At 62.3% G+C, this 20,487-nt stretch carries 8 protein-coding genes and 1 pseudogene; all 9 read right to left on the bottom strand.

The window, feature by feature from the left end:
* Window positions 1-1,317 (bottom strand): glucose-6-phosphate dehydrogenase (zwf, locus tag AX703_RS10320; RefSeq protein ID WP_062343908.1); only part of this gene is annotated, 1,317 nt, incomplete at its 3' end.
* Window positions 1,318-1,323: 6 nt separating this feature from the next.
* The gene (gene gnd, locus AX703_RS10315) at window positions 1,324-2,310 is read right to left on the bottom strand and encodes a phosphogluconate dehydrogenase (NAD(+)-dependent, decarboxylating) (protein WP_021243095.1); all 987 of its coding nucleotides are present in this window, start codon (window positions 2,308-2,310) and stop codon (window positions 1,324-1,326) included.
* A 15-nt stretch (window positions 2,311-2,325) separates the two neighbouring features.
* Window positions 2,326-3,987, bottom strand: coding sequence for a hypothetical protein (locus tag AX703_RS27875; RefSeq protein WP_231735484.1), 1,662 nt, complete (start codon window positions 3,985-3,987; stop codon window positions 2,326-2,328).
* A 4-nt stretch (window positions 3,988-3,991) separates the two neighbouring features.
* Complete coding sequence (gene tal, locus AX703_RS27870) at window positions 3,992-5,122, bottom strand: transaldolase (protein ID WP_197423672.1); 1,131 nt, start codon at window positions 5,120-5,122, stop codon at window positions 3,992-3,994.
* Window positions 5,123-5,134: 12 nt separating this feature from the next.
* Window positions 5,135-7,195: pseudogene (gene tkt / locus AX703_RS10305) on the bottom strand (transketolase); the annotation flags it as partial.
* Window positions 7,196-7,230: 35 nt separating this feature from the next.
* Complete coding sequence (locus tag AX703_RS10300) at window positions 7,231-15,660, bottom strand: GH36-type glycosyl hydrolase domain-containing protein (protein WP_062343907.1); 8,430 nt, start codon at window positions 15,658-15,660, stop codon at window positions 7,231-7,233.
* A 2-nt stretch (window positions 15,661-15,662) separates the two neighbouring features.
* Window positions 15,663-16,673, bottom strand: coding sequence for a universal stress protein (locus AX703_RS26570; protein WP_081659635.1), 1,011 nt, complete (start codon window positions 16,671-16,673; stop codon window positions 15,663-15,665).
* Between the two features lie 1,160 nt (window positions 16,674-17,833).
* Window positions 17,834-19,516 (bottom strand): multicopper oxidase family protein, encoded by a 1,683-nt coding sequence (locus AX703_RS10290; RefSeq protein WP_021243539.1) that lies wholly within the window; start codon window positions 19,514-19,516, stop codon window positions 17,834-17,836.
* A 406-nt stretch (window positions 19,517-19,922) separates the two neighbouring features.
* Entirely contained in the window at window positions 19,923-20,144 is a 222-nt protein-coding gene (locus AX703_RS27865; RefSeq protein ID WP_046765852.1) for a hypothetical protein, read from the bottom strand.
* Between the last annotated feature and the right edge of the window lie 343 nt (window positions 20,145-20,487).

Below are 20,487 nucleotides of genomic sequence, written 5' to 3'. Positions count from 1 at the left end.
GAGGATCGGCTGGACCGCGGCCCAGCCCGCCTCGATCTGCTCAGCGCGCTGGAACAATGTCTGGTCGCCGGTCATCATGTCATAGAGCAAGGTTTCGTAGCCGGTCCGGCCCGACAGCTTGAAGTGGTCGGCATAAGTGAAATCGAGCGTTGTCCCTGCGGTCTTGATCACTGGACCCGGTTTCTTGACCAGCATGTCTAAGACGATGCTTTCGTCCGGCTGCAGCTGGAAGATCAGGCGATTGGCTGGCAGGCGGTCGATCGGACAATCGCGGAATAAAGCGTAGGGCACTGCCTTGAACGTGACGACGATCTCCGTATCGCGCGCTGCCAGCGCCTTGCCGGTGCGCAGGTAGAAGGGCACGCCGGCCCAGCGCCAGGTGTCGACTTCCAGCTTCAGTGCGACATAGGTCTCGGTCCTGCTGTCGGTAGCGACATCCGGGACCTTACGATAGGCCGGCACGTTGCGGCTACCGACACGGCCCTTGCCATATTGGCCGCGCACTGCGCAGACTGCGGTGGGCTTGCGGATCGCGCGCAACACCTTGGCCTTTTCGTCGCGGATCGCGTCGGCATCGAAGCTGTTGGGCGGCTCCATCGCGATCATCGCCAGCAGCTGGAACAGATGGTTGGGGACCATGTCGCGGAGCGCGCCGGTTGCATCGTAGAAAGATCCGCGCGATCCGACCTCGACCGTCTCGGCGGCGGTGATCTGGACATGATCGATATAGCGATTGTTCCACACCGCTTCGAACCATTGGTTGGCGAAGCGCGCGACCAGGATGTTCTGGACAGTTTCCTTTCCCAGGAAGTGGTCGAGCCGGTAGATCTGGCTTTCCGGGAGCAAGGCGAGGATTCGGGCGTCAAGCGCCTTGGCCGAGGCGAGGTCGTGGCCGAACGGCTTTTCGATCGCGACGCGGCGGAACCGACTGCCCGCTTCCGCCATCAGGCCTTTGGCGGCAAGCTTTTCGACGATGGCGCCGAAGAATTGCGCTGGCGTGGCGAGGTAGAAGACCGCGCTTCGGTCGCCCAACGCCTTGGCGACATCGTCGAACACCCGGTCTGCGGTGAAATCGCCCTGGAGGTAGGCGATGCGCTTGCGCAGATCACGCCAGCAATCGCCCTCGGTCGCGAACTTATCGAGGCTGGCGCGCAACATCTCGTCATCGCCATCGCTGCGGCCGATGCCGAGGATGGTGAAGTCCTTTCCCAGCAATCCGTCGGTGCACAGATTGGTGACGGCGGGGACCAGCAGGCGGCGGGTCAGGTCCCCGGTCGCGCCGAAAATGACCAGAGTGGCGGGTGGGGCCTTCTTCATGGGAGCCTACTGCGGCATTTCGGTATGGCCGCCGAAGCCGAAGCGCATCGCCGACAGCACCTGGTCGCCGAACGTATGTTCGACGCGGCTGCGATAGCGCGCGAACAAGGCGGCCGAGAGGACGTAGGCGGGCACCGCTTCCTCCATCGCCGCCTCAATCGCCCAATGGCCTTCGCCCGAATCCGCCACGGTGCCGGTAAACTGGGCGAGCATCTGATCCTTGGCGAGCGCCGACGCGGTCAGGTCGAGCAGCCAGGAGGAGATGACCGATCCGCGGCGCCACACCTCGGCAATGTCGGTGAGGTTGAGATCGAAGCGCTCATCCTCAGGAAGCTTGTCGGATTTCTTCGACTTCAGGATGTCGAAGCCCTCGGCATAGGCCTGCATCAAACCATATTCGATGCCGTTGTGGACCATCTTGACGAAGTGGCCGGCGCCAGGCGGGCCGGCATGGATGTAGCCGAGCTCGGCGCGCGCATCCTCGCCTTCCTGCTCCATCCGATTGGGCGTGGGGGGGATCGTCCCTCGGCCCGGTGCCATCGTCTTGAAGATCGGATCGAGGTAGTCGACCACCTCCGTCTCGCCGCCGATCATCATGCAATAGCCGCGTTCGAGTCCCCAGACGCCGCCCGACGTGCCGATGTCGACATAGGCGACTTGCTTCGCCACGCAGAGCTTCGCGCGGCGGATATCGTCCTTGTAGAAGCTGTTGCCGCCGTCGATGATGATGTCGCCGGGCAGGGACTTTTCGAGCAGGGCGGTGATCGTATCCTCGGTCGGAGGACCCGCCGGGAGCATCACCCAGAAGATGGCGCGCTCGGCGAGCTTGCCGCGCAGATCGTCGAGCCCGGTCGCGCCGACCGCGCCTTCCTTGACCAGATCGTCGATCAGATGCTGGTTGCGATCGAAGACGACCGCTTCATGTCCGCCGCGCAACAGGCGACGGACGATATTGCCGCCCATGCGCCCCAGTCCGATCATCGCGATACGCATTTATGCTGATCCCCTTCAGTTCTGTAGCGAACGCGCCACCAATGTTTCGAGGGTATTGAGATCCCCTGTGTTGAGATGAATGCGCAAGGTGCGCTGCCCGCGCGCGGCGAGCACGTCGAGATCGCCACGCGCCTGCGCGAGCTGGACCGTGCCGAAGCTTGCCTTGCGTCCGGGCACCGGTACGTCCGGGTTCGGCGTCCGCGTGATCTCGACGAACACGCCGCTCTTCGGACCGCCTTTGTAGGCCTGGCCGGTCGAATGGAGGAAACGGGGGCCGAAGCCGGCGACGGTCGCGACGCCTTTCGCCTCGACCACCTTTTCGCGCATCCGTGCCACGGCGGCTTCATGTTCGGCGTTACGCTCGAGATAGACGAGGAAGCCGACATAGTCGCCGGGCTCGGCGCTGGCGAAATGATCGCGCAATATCTCGACCGGGTTGGTCGCAGCGAAAGTGTGATCGCCCGGTGCGGAAAAGGCCATCACCGCATCCTGGAGGAACGGGGATTCGGGGGCGAGCGCACCCGATTCCTCATATTTGTCGATCAGCTCGCGCGTCGCGATCTTGGCATCCTCAACATCGGGCTGGTCGAACGGATCGATCCCGATCACCGCGCCGGCAAACGCCGTCGCCACTTCCCAGCGGAAGAATTCCTGGCCGATATGCTCCTTTGACGGCAGCGTGATGCGTATCACCGGCTGGCCCGCGGCGACCAGGAAATGGGCCTGCTCGATGACGTCGGACGCATCGTCGCCATCGAGCGTCAGCAAGGCGAACAGGCGGTCCGTACCATAATCCTCGGCCGGCGCGGACGGCTCCAGATCGACGGGAACGATTCCCTTGCCGTGCTTGCCGGTGGATTCGGCGATGAGCTGTTCCAGCCAGGCGCCGATCGGCTCGAGGCCGGGGCTGGTCAGGATGGTGAGTTTGTCGCGGCCCGATATCGCCGCCTCGCCCATGATCGCGCCGAGGATCAGGCCGGGATTGGCGGTGTCGCCCTTGCACGCCTCGACCAGAGGCTGGGTCGCGGCGAAAAAGGCTTCGACGTCGATCCCCATCATCGCTGCCGGCACCATGCCGAACACGGACAGGACCGAATAGCGCCCGCCAATCGCCGGATCGCCGAGGAAGATGGCGTGATAGCCATGATCCTTGGCCAGCTTTTCGAGCTTCGATCCCGGATCGGTCACCGCGACGAAGCGGTCGCCATCCTTGCCGGACAATTCCCAGAAATAAGCCCGCAGCAGTTCGGGCTCCATCGTCGATCCGGACTTGGAGGCGACGAGGAACAGGGCTTCCTTCGGATCGATCTTTGCGGCGACGCTGCCGATCTGGCCCGGATCGGTCGAATCGAGCGCGTGGACGGTCGGAAAACCGGGCGCCGGGCCGATGATCTCGCTCAGCACTTCGGGGCCAAGGCTCGATCCGCCCATGCCGAGCAGGACGACATCCTTATGCCCGCGCGCCTTGTCGGCGATCGCCTTCAGCTGGGCGAAATCGACCTGCTTGCCTTCACCGGCAGCGAGCCAGCCGACCCATTTGGCTTCGTCGCCGTTGGTCCAGAGTGACGCGTCGGCGGCCCACAGCCGCGTACCCCATTTCTCCGCCGCCGCCGTCTTGAGCCTGGCATCGACCGCGTGGCGCAGCGGCTCGGGCAGGTCGGCGTGGAAATGGTTCATGCGCTTAGGCCTCCGCTTTGGCTTTCTTCGCCTCGATCGCGCCGAGCAGCGTGTCGGCCGCGTCGGCGAACAGTTTGACGCCATCTTCGACCAGCTTGGCGGTGACGCCGGACAGATCGAGCCCGAGCCGGTCGGTCTCGGCCAGGACATGTTCAGCCCCCGGCACGTCCGCGGTCAGCGTCTGCTTGAGCGTGCCGTGATCCCGGAACGCGTCCATCGTCTTGGGCGGAATGGTGTTGACCGTATCGGGGCCGATCAGCGCGTCGATATAGAGCGTGTCGGGAAAGGACGGATCCTTCGTGCCCGTCGATGCCCAAAGCAGCCGCTGCGGCATCGCGCCTTCGGCGGCCAGCTTCTTCCACCGGTCCGACTTCACGAAGTCGAGATACCATTGGTAAGCGAGCTTGGCGTTGGCGATAGCGACCTTGCCGCTCACCGCCTTGAGCGCGTCGGCATCCTTGTCGCCGGCGGCGACACGCTCGTCGATCTTCTTGTCGATCGCGCTGTCGATGCGGCTGACGAAGAAGCTGGCGACGCTGGCGATGCGATCGATCGTCTCGCCCTTGGTGAGCCGCGCCTCGAGCCCTTCGACGAAGGCCATCGCCACGGCGATGTAGGCCTCACGCGCAAACAACAAGGTGACGTTGATGCTGATCCCGTCCTCGATCAGCTGGCGGATCGCCGGGACGCCGGCCCTGGTGCCCGGCACCTTGATCATCAGGTTCGGGCGATCGACCATCTTCGAGAGCCGCCGCGCCTCGGCGATCGTCTTGTCGGTATCGTTGGCGAGATAGGGCGAGACCTCGAGGCTGACATAGCCGTCCTTGCCGTCCAGCCGGTCGAACACCGGACGCAGCGTGTCGCAGGCATCCTGGATGTCCTTGATCGCCAGCGCTTCGTAGGTTTCGACCACCGATGCGCCCGGATTGGCGGTGACGAACGCCTTGTACTGATCGTCATAGGCGGTGCCCTGGCCCATCGCCTTCTCGAAGATCGACGGGTTCGAGGTGACGCCGGTCAGGCCGTCCTCCTCGACAAGCTTCCGGAGGCCGCCTTCCTTGAGGAAGGAGCGATCGACGAAATCGAGCCAGGGTGCCTGCCCCGATTCCTGGAGCTGCTTCAACAGACTCGTCATGGGGCAGGCCTTTCCGATCAGTTCGCGAGCGACCTTGACGAGATTGTCGACGGTGAAACCGAATTTATCCTGCAGTTTCGCGGCAGGGGCGGAGGCGCCGAAGGTCGACATGGTGATGGTTTTTCCCTTCGCGCCGATATAGCGGTCCCAGCCGATCTCGCCGCCCATTTCGACTGCGAGACGCGCCTCGACGCCGGGGGTCAGGACGCGGTCCCTATAGGCCTGATCCTGCAGTTCGAAGAGATACCAGCTCGGCATCGATACGACGCGTGCCTTGACGCCGGCTTCGGTCAGTCTCTCATATGCCGACACCACCAGGCCGACTTCGCTGCCGGTGCCGATCAGGATGATTTCGGGCTTGTCGTCGCCGGCGAGGACATAGGCGCCCTTCAGCAGCCCTTCGGCGCCGGCATATTTGCCGCGGTCGAGCGTCGGGATCGCCTGGCGCGAGAAGACCAGGGCGGTCGGGCGGTTGTTTTTGCTCAGCGCCGCACGCCAAGCCCAGGCGACCTCGTTGGCGTCGCATGGTCGGATCATGTCGAGGCCGGGTGTGGCGCGCAGCATGGTCAGCTGCTCGATCGGCTGGTGGGTCGGCCCGTCCTCGCCGACGCCGATCGAATCGTGGGTGAAGATGAAGGTGACGCCCAGCTCCATCAGCGCCGCCAGGCGGACCGGCGGGCGCATATAATCGAGGAAGATGAAAAAGGTCGCCGAATAGGGACGCAGGTGCGACAGGGCCAAGCCGTTGACCACCGAACCCATCGCATGTTCGCGCACGCCGAAGTGGAGATTGCGGCCGGCATAGCTGCTCGCCTGGAACGATCCCGCGCCTTCGATCAGGGTCTTTGACGAGGGGGCAAGATCGGCCGAGCCGCCGACCAGCCAGGGCAGGTTGGGCGCGATCGCGTTGAGCACCTTGCCGCCGGCATCGCGGGTCGCGATGCCTTTTTCGTCGGCGGGGAAGGTCGGGATGGCGGCATCCCAGCCGTCGGGAAGCCGGTCGGCAAAGATCGCCTCGAGCTCCTTGGCCAGGGCGGGTTCGGCCTGCGCATAGCGTTCGCGCATCGCCAGCCATTCGGCACGCAGCGGCTTGCCGCGCCCGGCAATGGCGCCTCCGAAATGCTCGGGCACGCCGTCGGGAACGAGGAAGGACGAATCCTCGGGCCAGCCATAGGCTTTCTTGGTGCCGCGTATGTCATCGCCGGTCATCGCCTCGCCATGCGCCTTGGCGGTTCCGGCGATCGAGCTGCCATAGCCGATAATCGAATGGACCACGATCATCGTCGGCCTGTCGGTGGTCGCCTTGAAGCTTTCGATCGCCGCGGCGACCGCCTTGGTATCGTTGGCGTCGTCCACATGGATGACGTGCCAACCATAAGCGTCGAAGCGCTGGCCGACATCCTCGTCGAAGGCGAGTTCAGTGCCGCCCTCGATCGTCACATGGTTCGAATCGTAGATCCAGCAGAGGTTGGAGAGCTTCAGGTGGCCGGCCAGGCTCGCCGCCTCGCTCGCGACGCCTTCCATCATGCAGCCGTCGCCGGCGAGGCAGTAGACGTCATGGTCGAAGATCGGGAAACCGTCGCGATTGTAGCGCGCCGCGAGCCAGCGCTCGGCAATCGCCATGCCGACCGAATTGCCGCAGCCCTGGCCGAGCGGTCCAGTAGTCGTCTCGACGCCCGTGGTGTGGCGATATTCGGGGTGACCCGGCGTCTTCGAGCCGATCTGGCGGAAATCCTTGATGTCCTGCAGGCTCACCGCCGGTTTGCCGGTCAGCCTGCCGTCCTTGTCGATCTCCTTGACTGCGGCGAGATGCAGCAGGGAGTAAAGCAGCATCGACGCATGGCCGACCGACAGGACGAAGCGGTCGCGGTTGGGCCAATCCGGCGCGTCGGGATCGGTGCGCAGGAATTGCGACCAGAGCGTATAGCCGACCGGTGCCAGGGCCATCGGCGTGCCGATATGACCCGATTTCGCGGCGTGGACCGCATCCATCGACAAGGTGCGGATCGTGTCGATCGCCAGCCGTTCCGGGCTGCCGTCCCCATGCAGGGTAGAAGCGGGGATGGTCGACATGAGAATCCTTTCGTATTGCCGTTGTCGAATCAACGTCAGGCCTTTAGCGGAACCCGCACGAGCACAATCCGCGTCGCGCCGTCGTGGGGAAAGCAAACCCCGGGTTCTCGCAGGAGCTTGCCGTCAATGGTAATTTCCTCTCCGTCACCTTCAAGAGACGGGTCCGTTTCGATCGTTATCTGGATGGCTCCGTCGGCGCGCCGGAGCGTCAATTCCGCTTTGTGCCAGTTTTTCGGCATTGCTGGACGTATCTGTATTTTGCCGCCGATTAAGCGAACGCCCAGAATTTCTTCAACGGCCAGCCGCCATGTCCAACCTGCGGCGCCTGTATACCAAGTCCAGCCGCCGCGGCCGAGATGGGGTGCCACACCGGCGATGTCGCCCGCGACAGCATATGGCTCGGTTCGATAATGCTCTGCGCCTTCGCGTGTCGAACTGTGCGTTATCGGGCTAATTCGGTCGAACAGTGATTTGGCCACGTCGCCGTCGCGTATCCGTGCGAACGCGATCGCGAGCCACGTTGCCGCATGGGTATATTGCCCGCCATTCTCCCGGACGCCAGGCGGATAGGCCTTGATATAGCCCGGTTCGCGCGGCGTGTGGTCGAAGGGGGGATCGAGCAGGCGTATGAGGGTATCATCGTTGCGTACTAGGTAGCGCCTGGCCGACGCGAGCGCCGTTCTGGCTCGCTCCGGATCTGCAGCATTTGAGAGAACGGACCAGGATTGAGCGATGGAATCGATGCGACATTCCTGCTCCTGGGATGTGCCCCAAGGCCTGCCGTCGTCATCAAAGGCGCGCAGATACCATTCGCCATCCCAGCCAGACTGCTCGACCGCTGCGGCGAGCGCTTCGACACGCGCTTCCCAGCGATCACGAAACTCGGTTTGCCGCTCATCGACGCAGTGCAGTGTGAAGTTCCGGATAGTTGCGATGAGGAACCAGGCCAGCCATATGCTCTCGCCGCGTCCCCGCTCGCCGACCCGATCCATGCCGTCATTCCAATCCCCGCTGCCGATCAGGGGAAGGCCGTGAGCTCCGAGGCGATAGGCATGGGCAAGCGCGCGGTCGCAGTGAACGAACAGCGATTGCTTATAGTCGGTAACTTCAAATCGGGCGTAACGATCGGCCTCGCCGGCCGCGAGCGGCGGCGCTCTCAGAAATGGAATTTCTTCGTCCAGAATGGATTTGTCGCCGGTCGCCTCGACATAGTGCGCGACGGCATAAGGAAGCCAGACGAGATCGTCGGAGCAGCGGGTTCGGACCCCGCGGTCCGAAGGCGGGTGCCACCAATGGAGTACGTCGCCCTCTTCGAATTGGTGCGCAGCGGCGGCGAGGATATGTTGCCGCGTTGCGTTCGGATCGACCTGGATCTGGGCAAGGACGTCCTGGAGCTGATCGCGAAATCCGAACGCGCCACTGGCCTGATAGAAACCGGCGCGAGCGCGCACGCGGGCACTTAGCGATTGGTGAGGCAGCCACCGGTTGACCATCAGGTCGAAGGCAGGATCGGGTGTCTTGACCTGAACCTTTTCCAACCGATCGGCCCAGTCCGCTACGCGAACCCGGGCAGCAGTCTCGATGATGGACGGCGATTGCCAATGCCGGATAAGTTGGATTGCGTGCTCGAGGTTATCACCCTGGCCGAGGATGAAACAAACTTCGACGGTTCCTTCAGGGGGGATATCGAGATGCACCTGGAGGGCGCCGCAGCAATCGTCGCCGGCAGAATCCTGGCGGTTGCCCAGATCCCAGTTGAGCAGGCCGAGCGGTCGGGCCGGGTCGGCAACAACACCGTGAAAATCGCGGCGTGAGGTAGTGAAGCTATGAACGGCCTGGGTCGTGGCAAGAAAGGCGACGCGATCGCCGAACTCGTCCGTCCAGGAATTGCGTGCGAGAATTGCATGGGAGGCCGGGTCATAGCGCGATGTGCGAAAAGGGGCTTGCTCGCCCCTCACCGCGCCCAGGAGCCATTCCGCATAGTAGGTCGCCTTGATCCGGCGCGAGCGTGGCGTTTGATTGCGTAGGCGCAGACGCACCAGTTTTACCGGATCGTCGATTGGCGCGAAGGTCGACAGCTCCTGCTCCAGGCCTTCGCTGTGGCGGTGCCATATGGTCCGATCGGGACTATGATGAATGCGGCACGCGGAGCCGCCGCCCGATGGCAAGGGTGTCGGGGTCCAGAGCCGCCCGTTCTCCTCGTCGCGCAGATAGAGCCGTTCACCTTGGGGATCCTCGACGGGATCATTGAACCAGGGCGTGAGTCTGTTCTCGCCGCTGTTGATCGCCCAGGCGAAGCCAAGCCCGGCCTCAGTAACGATCGTGCCGAACGCGTCGTTGGCCAGGACATTGGACCACGGAGCCGGGGTGGGAGCGTCGGGCTCTAGGTTGATCACATAGTCGCCAGTATCAGGCGCAAAGCCGCCCCAGCCGTTGTCGAAGAGGAGATCTACGGACCGCGGCACGGGTGCGGAGGTGGCTGGCGGCACGTTGGTGCCGACTGGGGCAAACGGCGGGCCGGGGTGCGGAGGTTGATCTACCCGGGCGAGCTGGTCGGCAAGCGTGACGCCGTCGTCTTCAAGGATCAGCTTGGCGGCCTGCTCGAGGAGCGCCACGCGCTCGTGATCGGAGGAGCTGACGCCCACTAGGTGGATGCCGCCATGGGTGCCAAGACGTTCCTGCGCGCCGGCGTCTCTCAGGACTTCCAGAAGGCGCTCGCGGACCGGTTCGACGTAACCTGAGGTGCCCTCGTGGACGATCGCGAGATCGAAGAGGATGCCGCGCTGGTGGCCGAGCCAATGCGCAGCGAGAACGAAGCGGAGCATACCGGTCTGTTCCGCGGTGCCGGCGCGCAGCATCACGATGGGATGATCGCCTGAAATACCAAGCGACCAGAGATCGACCTGCCGGAAGAGCCGTTCACCTCCGGGTGCAGGGTTTGTGCGGGCAGTAAAAAGATGGGAAAGGAGGGCCTGTACCTGAGGTACGAACTGTGGCTGTAGGCCCAGGTCGTGCATCTCGCGCGCTTTTGCCGCGATGGAATCGCTAACCACCCAATCCAGCGCGGACAACGTTGCATAGCGGTCGGCCAGGTCTAGCGCCGACTGACGCGATCCCGCCGCGATCGTGACGAAAGCGAGTTCGCGGCGCCCGTGCGGCGGCAGCATGACCTTTGCCCTGATCGCGCAGATCGGATCGAGCGACCAGCCCAATGCGCCAATCAGAGGCTCCTCTGTCATCGCGGTAGGATGCGTGACGTTGCCATGGCGACCGATGAAGGCTCTTCGATCAGCCTCAAGTCCGAGCAAGGCGACTCCTTCGTCATCTCCGATTATGCGAATCAGCAAAACCGGAGGCCGCTCGTCGGGATTGCGCGGTCGGCGCATGAACACGAGTCCATCGCCTCCGGGCAAGGCTTCAGCGCCCACGAACAGCTTGCTGAAAGCAGGATGCCGAGCGGCATCCTGGGGTGGGGCGAGCACCACCTGGACGTAGCCCGTCAGTTCGATTGTCCGGGCACGATCCTCCTCATTGACGAGCGCGATGCGTCTGATTTCGAGATCGTCGCCATGGGCAACGTTGACTAGCGTCGAGATCGACAGACCGCGCGAACGCTGACGGAATTCGACCTGATGGGCATGGAACATGACCTCCGGCGGCTCGCCGATGGCGGGGAATGGCCCCCCTGTTGCCGACCAGATATCGCCTTGATCGAGATCATGCAGATAGAGCCAGAAGCCTGCTTGGTCATCTGCAGGTTCGATGCGGGTAAGCGCATGCTGATTCCAGCTTAGACCCCCGGCACCGTCCGTGCGGATTCGGCTCGAAAGCCGGCCGTTGCCGAGGATGTGCCAAGCATGCTGCCCCGACGGTCGGTCTGGCGACCAACTGTGCAGCGCCGGGATGTTCCCTTCGGCGTGAGCGGGCGGGTCGCGAACCTCTACTCGTGCAATTTCTGGCGGAAGCTCCCACGGTATGCGTTCGTTGAGCAGGAGATCGACGGTGCCGACGTAAGGGTCCGCATGGAACCAGCGCACTAGCATGTTGTCGCACAGTGCATTTCCCAGCGCGGCGAGACTCATGCCATGGTGGTGCGCCATGTACGAGCGGACGATAGCGAACCGCTCGCCCGCCGGCAGGCGGGCCGGCGTGAAATCGGCGGCTTCGAAGAAGCCGAACCGTCCAATTAACCCCAGCTCGGCCAGCAGCTTGAGGTTGATTGTCGCAAGTGCTGGCCGGATCATAAGCGCAAGCGCCGTTGCGTAGGGGCTCACGACGAGGTCGTGGCCGAGGCCACGTTGAAGTCCGAGGGCAGGGACGCCGAAGGCGTGATAGCGATAGATGCGATCAGACCCCATCGAGGCGAACGATGATTCGGAGATTCCCCAAGGGATTTTGTGCGATTTGCCGAAGGCGGCCTGGATGCTGACGGCTGTTCGGTCGCTCATACCAAGCAGCGTGCCGGGATCGCTGTGCAAAAAGATGTTTGGCATCAGATATTCGAACATCGAGCCATTCCAGGACAGCAGCGCAAGCCCGGCCTCCTGTTTCGTGATGGGGCGACCGAGGTGGAACCAGTGGGAAGGATCGATATCGCCCTTCGCAATGGCGAAGAAGCTGGCGAGCCGTGCTTCGCTGGCGAGGAGATCGTAGTGATGCGCGTCTATGCGGTCGGCGCTGACGTTGTAGCCGATGTGAAAGAGCCGGCTACCTTCATCAAGCAGAAGTGAAAAGTCCATCGCGTGCGCACTGACGTTGGCCCGGCGGGCAAGGCTGTCGAAGCGACCATGAAGCTCGCGCGAGACGGCCTGCCCTTCCGCGATGGCAGCCAGCATCTTGTCGACCCATTGACGGGCCGCGTCGGATAATCCGCCTTCCTTGGTCGCGCTGAGCAGGCTGATGACGTGCGCGGTGCGCGAATCGGATGGCGTCGCCGAGCCGCCAGCCATGAAATCGGCGACCTTGGCTGCGGTTTCCGCGCAGTCTGTGGGATGGTCGGTTATAACTTCCCACCACGGGCAGAAAACCTGCAAATCGCGACGTATCCCGGACACGTGATGCTCGAGCCGCTCGAGCCAGACTTGCACTTCGCGCAAGATGCCGACGTCGGCTTCGGCAACGCTCGCGGCCATCACGCCCACCTGCTCGCGCAGTCTCGGCAAGTCGGCCGAAATGAGATCGTCGATCCCCCTGAGCCATTCGCGCTCATCGTCCGAAACCCGCTTCACCGTCTCGCCGACGGTAGCCAGGATCACACCGGCCGTTGAGCCCGCTTCGGTCCCGATAGACCGGATCGCCTGGGAGAGCAGCCCGATGATATCTTCTAGGCCTTGCCAGAGCTCGCGGCCTACCGGCGGTGCCCTCCCAGCATCTCGAAGAGCCTGGGCAACGGTAATCAGGCTGACGGCAAGATTGCCGCTGTCGACCGTGGAAATGTAACGTGGCTCAAGGGGAGCGAGCGTCCTGGTATCATACCAGTTGAGAATGTGGCCGCGGTAGCGTTCGAGCCGGTCAAGCGTATCGAACGTGTCGCCAAGACGGGTAGCCAGCTCGTTGAGACCGATATGCCCAAGCCGCCACGCTGTCAGGATCGACACCATCAACATGCCGATGTTGGTAGGCGACGTTCGGTGAGCGGTGTCCTCGTCGGGCGGCTCCTGGTAGTTGTCGGGAGGCAGCCAATTGTCCTCGGGCCGGACGAAGGTTTCAAAAAAAAGCCAGGTGCGCCGAGCGACGAGTCTGAGAAATCTCCTGTCTGCTTCGGTAAGCGCCTCGATCGGTGGTCTACGCGGGCGGCTGATCCAAACCGCGATCTCGGGTGCGAAGAACCAGAGCAGCAATAGCGGCGCCGCGACAGGCATCGATCCCGGCGCATAAGCGAGTAATGCGCCAGCTATAAGCACCGCAAGAAGGGGCGAGCTCCACATGTCGCGCCACGCCGCCAATCGCGGATGGCGCGCCGCGTTTCGCGTGGCCATATGAGCGGCCGAGGTCCATTCGAGCCGCCGCCGCCCCGATTGCAGCCGCCAGATCGTGACGGCTATGGCGTGCAGCGCGATGTATGCGTCGCTGACGAGGAAGGCGATGGCTAAAATCCAGCGTCCGAGATGATCCGTGAGGCGCCGCAGGACGCGCTGCATGACGCCGCGACGGCGGCCCTGAGCGAAGCCCGTTACGAGATCGGTAAAAAGATAAGCCCCGGGCGCGACGATCGCGAGCAATGTCCAGACCCAGGGTCGACCGTGAAACAGGAACCAACCGCCTAGGAGCAAGGCAACGATGCTGGCGGGTACCAGACTGCGCCTTAGATTGTCGAAGATCTTGAGCCTGTCGAACCACCCAAGCCGATTGCGCAGCCATCGGCCGTCACGCCCTGGGACAAAAGGAAACAGCCAGGGCAGGATTTGCCAATCACCCCGCACCCAGCGGTGCCAGCGCGCGGAAAAGTCGAGATACCCGGTCGGAAAGCGCTCGTAGACAATGACGTCGCTAACGAGCGCCGCGCGCCCATGAAGCCCCTCGAACAGGTCATGGCTAAGCAAAGCATTCTCTGGGACACGGCCCTCCAGACTCCGTTCGAATGCCGCCACATCGTAGAGGCCTTTGCCCACAAACACGCCGGTGCCCAGAAGGTCCTGGTACACGTCGGAAACCGCGCGAGAGTAGATGTCGATCATAGTATCGCCGCCGTAGAGGCGAGCGAACAGGGATTGCTCGGGGCCCTCCGGCCCTAGTTCAACGCGAGGTTGAAGGATAGTGTAGCCTCGTTCCACAATGCCGGTGTCGGGGGCAAAATGAGCCCGATTGAGTGGATGGGCGAGAGTGCCGACCAGACGGCGCACCACACCACCCGGAAGTCTGGTATCTGCGTCTGCCGTCAGTACGAAGCGGCATCGCCGCAGCCTTTCCACCTTGCCGGTGGTCAAATGGAATGCAGTGGCGTCGCCGCGCAGGATATAGGCGTTGAACTGCTCCAGCTTACCTCGCTTACGCTCCCAGCCCATCCAACAGCCCTGCGCCTCGTTGAAGAGGCGCGGTCGGTGGAGCAGATGAAAAGGTCCATTGCCCCTTGCGTCCTTGTAGCGGGCATTCAATTCTTCGATGCCTCGTACCAGCATCTGCTCGATCTCATCGTCGCCCAGAACCCTGGCGGTTGCGGCATCGGCGAAGTCGGTCAGGAGAACGAACTCCAGCGCTTCATCAGGGTTGGCTAGGCGATGCGCCTCAAGTCGCTCAAGAAGGGGAGCGATGTCGGAGGTCCGAGCGACGAGAACGGGGATTGCGATGGCCGTCGCACAATCTCCGGGAATTCCTTTCTTGAATTCCAGCTTGGGAAGCACGCATGGAGGAACGATTTGCGTGACCATCCAATTCACAAAGGTGATGCTGAGGATGGAAGCCGGCAGCAGCGTCAGCGCGATACACAGCAGCCAGGATAAGGGAGACGGTCCGGTCGAGGACATATATGCTGCAGGAACTGCAGAGGCCGCGATACCGGCAAACACCAGCGCGGTCGCGTAAAGCATACCCTTATGACGCAATATGCGTCGCAGAATCGAACCGGGTGTCCATGGGCGGGGATCGAGTGCATCCGTGAAAGCAGGCAGGCCGGCATCGATGAGCCAATAACCGACATGCCCCGAGGGGGCCTCTTCACTACTTTGACACTGTCGCAGAGCGCGCTGGGCAACCTCTCGTTCCAGGAGGCCGGATCGCGCTGCGAGCCGTTCTACCGCGTGACGATATTGGTCGCGAGTAGCGAAATCCATGCGCGGATAAATTCCTGCAGGATCACGCTTCAGGATCGCCTCGACCTGGCTGGTTCTGTCGAAAAAGTCGTTCCATTGGATGGTCGCGATCACGGCAAGATTGGCTATGCCGCGTGCCACGCACTCCGTGTTGTCGAATCCCCCGGTCGCGACGTCGGGAGAGTCCGTTAGTGCAAAAGGGGGAGCGACTTGAGGAAAAAGCTGGGTGAAACCCGTAACGATCATTTCAAGACAAACGATACGCAGCATCGTAGGAATCGCCCAGGTTTCAGCGATGCTGAGCGGCATCCTATTCTGATATCGAACGACGAATTCGACAGCCGAGGACAGTGAGACCTGCAGGTGAGACGCCAGAAGCAGAGACCGCGCGACTTGATGGGCGCGCGGTCGCCTGAGGCCGTCTTCAGCAAGACCGGGAAGTTTCGCGTAGAAAGCCTTCGGAAGACCCTCACCAATTTGCAGGATCGCGCGCTGGATCTGATAGTCGTTGTCGAGTAGCCATTCGGCTGCGGCGCTGCCGCGCTGGTCGGCTTGCGTGGCTGCCTGGCGGGCTCGAGCCAGCCAGTCTTTCATGGCGTCGAGATGCGCCCAGATGGGAAGAGGCGCTGAGCGACTGATCAATCCTGTCAGCTGGTGTCGTGTGGCGGTCTCGTCGGCCGCCCCCGAAATAGGGTCGGTCCCCTCAATATCGGCCATGATCAGGCTTGGGCGGCGAGGGGTAGCCGGAGGCAATTATGCCCTACGGCGATCTGCGCTTTTCCCGAGCGGATTGTCGCAGGCGTTACGAGCATTGGTACATTGCAATGCGTCATCAGGTAGGAGGCGACCGTTCCATAGGGTACGTCGGAAACATGCCGATGGCTGTGGCCGCGCGCGGACAGGACGGCAATATCGGCCCTCTCGCGCTGAATAAGATCGCACAGCACCTCGCGTACATCCTCGCCACGGATCGAAATCGTACGCATTCGTAGACCGGACGCCGAGAGGTTGGATTTCGTTCGATCCAGGTAGCTGCGTGCTGCTTGCTCATTTCGCTCTATAAGGGCTTGTTGAAGCTTCTTGTCCTCGACTTCCAGGGGCCGTGCCTCGATCATCTCGGGCGTAGGGACGACATGGACAAGCAGGAGTTCCGCTTCCGAGGCCTTCGCAAGACGCACAGCTAGGGGCAGCACGCTCTCAGCCCAGCGAGAGCCGTCAAGCGGCACCACAACCCTTCTGTAGGGCGCTGCCGGAAGCGGGGCCTCTACCGGTACGAGCAGGACCGGGGCTGGCGTCTGCATGAGCACCTTGTGCACGGTTGCCCCCATGCCCGGGCGACCGGCCTCTTGCCTGCCTCGTCTTCCCAGTACGACCATGCCGTCGTCGCACTCTCGGACAAAGCGGCAAATTTCCTCCGCGGTTTGGCCTTCGGCCAGTTCGATGGAGGTTTTGGTTGGAGGTGCGCTGGTCGCGGCGGCGCATCGATCGAGGGCGCGCAGGGCTTCGCGCCGCCGGAGGTTACATTCAATCGGGTCTGGACGAGAGCGCGTCGAGCCCTCGCCGTCAAGTACTTGTAGCAGGGTAATAGGAACGTCGAGCGTTGTCGCGAGCGCACGAGCGTGTGAGTAGATCCACGCATCATGATCGGAGCAATCGATGCAGGCGACAATCCCGGACTGCGGTCGGGGGGACGCCTGCGCCAGAGCTGGAAATGCTGAAGCGGCTGACATCAAATGCTCCTCTTGCCTTGGATCTCCATCGAATTCGTGGCGGCTAGGACAGCGGGAACATCCGGCATTTCGGCCTGGCGTACCCTCCACGACTCGAACCTGCTCTGACCCTATCTGGGGGGAACGACCCGCGAAATTGTGATATATACGAATGGCGATCGGTCGGTTGACCGGGTCGCAAGAGCATCAGAACCGAAAGCCGGTCGCTTGCGACTAGTACATCGGGCGGGCCTATATGCCTCCGCCTCGGTACCCGGCTTGAGCGTCCAAACCAACATGTCGGGATAGAGTGAAGGTCACCGGGCCACCTTTTCCTCGTCCGGAAGCGAACTCGTCGCCCCCGTTACCGCTCATATGGTCGCTCGCTTGCCCTGCGCATGAGCCGATCACCGTCATCCCAAGTTCTGCGCCGCCTGCCTTGTCCTGGGCGATCTGCGATCAGATGCCGTGGCAGGCGTCCCTTCTGTCTAGCGGCAAATACGCATTACCGCCGGCAGATGGTCTGCATAGTCTGCCAAGGGCAACCAACGAAGCTCTCAGCGCAGTGAGTGTGGATCGGAAGGAAATAGTATGACGATCGCGCTTAACGGGTTATTTCGATGCCGGCTGCTCACTTTCACACGGTGGTCGTGTTCCATCTGGGCGATTTTCGCCGCGCTCACTGTGCCAACGCTACCTTCGCCGGCCAGGGTCGTTCCCGCAGGGGAAGATACCTCGACCACCAAGCTCGCGGGTGTCTGGTCATTTGATGGCCGATCCGGCTGTAAGTCGGGGATGGCCTGGGTTCTTAATCGCAACGGATCTTACAGCGAAATCCGATTGCCTGACCAGACGCCGCTTGGCGGAGGAAAGTGGTATGAACGCGGCGATACCATCTATTACTCATTGCCGCGAGTACTGACAGCGGCCGCGGGACGGCCCGACAAGCGTATGGTCATTATAGAGCGCGGCCCGCGGCGCCTAGTGGCCGTGACGAACCGCAGGGTTCGTCATGTGATGCACAAGTGTCCGGGATGATCGAATGCCTTCGATCGAGATGTGCGAAACGTTCTGGCCCAAGCCCGAAAAGGGAACAAAAACGAGAGTGGAGTTCGAAGTCATACGTCGAGCATTGCCCCCTTATTGGCATATGCGGGATTTCGATTCTTGAGTTGTTCCCACTACGTCACGGAAAACTGACCCATCATGCCTTCGTCCTCGTGCTCCAGGATATGGCAATGGAACAGGAAGGGCGCCTTTGAAGCAGGCTGGTCGAAGCGGATTAATAACTCGACCGGTTCGTCCACGACGATGGTGTCACGTGGCCCCTGATCAAGAAGATCTGGCTCCTCGCCATCGCGACTTAGCACGTCGAAGTGCACTCCATGAATGTGGAAGGGATGGGCCATTTTCTGCCCGGAGACTTTCCATATCTCGACGGCGCCAAGCTCGACCTCCTCATCGATTCGATCCATATCGAATCGCCTGTGGTTGATCGTTAGCGGCTCTTCGTCGCTATCCATCATGCCCCCCAGCCTCATGTTGAGCACCAGACGTCGCCGTGCGACGACCGTCGCCGGATTTGGCACCGCGCGGGACGCCAAGAGGAGCGGAAGCGTGGTGCTACCTCGCTTGCTCGATGCCAAGCGCGGTGAGAATGTGAGGACAGTTTCATTGCCTGCGTTGTTTTCGCTAGCCTCGTGCCGATGCATCATGCCCATGCCATGCATCCTCAGGGTGCTTTGGTCCGGAGCCGAGACCAACGAGACCGGTTTGCCATCGCTGAAGTCCACCAAGATCTCCGCCCGCTGACCGGAGGCCAGAGTGAGGGACTGCAATTCAACGGACTTTTCCAAAAGGCCGCCCTCGGTGCCGATCCAATAAAAGGCTCGTCCGTCGCTGAACGAAAGATCGTAAGTCCGGGCATTCGAACCATTTACAAGCCGCAGCCGCACTAAGCTTCTGGGAACGTCTGCTCGCGGGTTGTACGCGCCGTTTACGAGAATAACGTTGCCCCGCCTCCCGTCCAACGCCACCATCATGCCCGCCGGTAACACCAGACGGCCATCCACGAACTGCCGATCCTGGATCAATATTGGTAGATCGTCGACGCCGTAATCTGAAGGCAAACCGAGACCTTGCTCTTCCTCGTCGGTGACGAAGAGCAATCCCGCTAGGCCTGCATAGACCTGCTCCGCCGTTCGGCCGTGTGCATGGGAATGATAAAAGAGAGTGGCCGCCGGCTGACGGATCGGCAGCGTCGGACGCCAAGTCTCGCCTGGACTAATGGTCTGGTGGGGGCTGCCGTCCAGCTCTCCCGGTACGAGCAGCCCGTGCCAGTGAACCGTGGTATCAGCAGACAGATTGTTGCTGACAGTCACCGTCACGTCGTCCCCGCGATGTACCCGCAGAGTCGGGCCGAGATAGCTGCCGTTGTATCCCATGGTGGCGCTCCGCCGCCCTGGGAAGAAAGTGGTTTCCCCTTCCTGCGCCCTCAGTCCAATTCTCTGCCCATGGTCGCGTGCATCTAACAGGCGAGGAATGGGCAGCGTGCCTGCTTGGTCCGGCGTCGCAAATCTGCGCGTGCATGCCGCCCCCAGCAGGAGGCCTCCGCCCGCCAAGAGAGTTCGCCGGCTCAGAAAAGTCATTTCGAAGCCCCTCCTGAGCAATCGTGAAACTGACGCAAACGCGCTTTTCTCGATCCCGATGAGATCCACCGAGGCGAAGCGCCGCTCTTCCCTTAAAGGGCGCTCGGGAGGGCAATATCCGTAATACCCGAACCGATCGCTTTTGTGCCCGCCCCCTCTGGGAAGAAAAAATTGCCCTTCTAAGCTGGTTGCGGCCCTCGCCAGTTGATCAATCATCAGCCAGGCGAGCGTTCAATCACTGCGGCACCGATCCGAGCGAGCGTCTATTCCGACAATTTAGCCTGGGCCAGTCCGAGTGGCTGGTTCGGCGGTGAGCCTTGCCACGATCGCGCCGAAGCAAAAGCGGCGTGCGATTTACGTTTCGCTGTTTGCCACTGCAGCAGGCGGCGTCGCTTTCCAGTGCTCGGGCTAGGCGGAGGCTTTGATGGCCGCCGTCTTCGGTCATCCGCGCCCAGCTTTTGCTAATAGCCGAACTAAAGCGGACATGGCAGGCTGACCGCCGGCTTCGCAAATTACGTATACTGCCGCCTCCAGGCCGACACCATCTCAACGGCAAGCTCCCTGGGGAGCGAGAATCGACCGGGCATGTGTCCGGTCGAACTGAAACTCAGACTTGAAGGAATCATATTTGCGCAAGAAAGCAGCGATTATCGCTTCGCTCGCAGCCTTTGGCGTCCTTGCCGTCGGCGCCGGGCCAGTTCTCGCCGATGGGATGCCGCCGGGCATGCCGGACCTTGAGCAGACGCTCAAGGCGAAGCCGGCGCCGGCTCGGTCCGACACGGCCCAGATGCAAGGAATGCGACACCGCGAAGTGCCGATGCACGGTGAGATGATGCAGGACCATCGGATCGCTATGCGGGAGATGGGAACCCAGGACGGAGCCTCCCGCATGTTGCGTAGGTCGCGGGGCGGTTGCTGACCCTGCACTTAAGCCAGCTCCGATCACGAGGCTGGGTGGCCAACGACCGTGGCCTGGTTCAACTGCAGCTTTGGCCCGCCGTTCTCCCACGGCGGGCCAATTGGTTTTTGCACTTCGCTGTCGGCCGCCATCAAGCGGGATCATGAATTCGCTTGACCTTGGACCATGGTCCACCCCGCACGATCCCGCGCATGCTAGTCGCGATCCAAAGCGGATTCGTAACTTACGTATACAGACTGCGTCTCGCTAGCAGCATTGAAGCTTCGGA

It is taken from the genome of Novosphingobium sp. CCH12-A3, from assembly GCF_001556015.1.
GTDB lineage: Bacteria > Pseudomonadota > Alphaproteobacteria > Sphingomonadales > Sphingomonadaceae > Novosphingobium > Novosphingobium subterraneum.
Note: the sequence above shows the minus strand (reverse complement) of the source record. Positions and strands in the feature narration are given on the sequence as shown.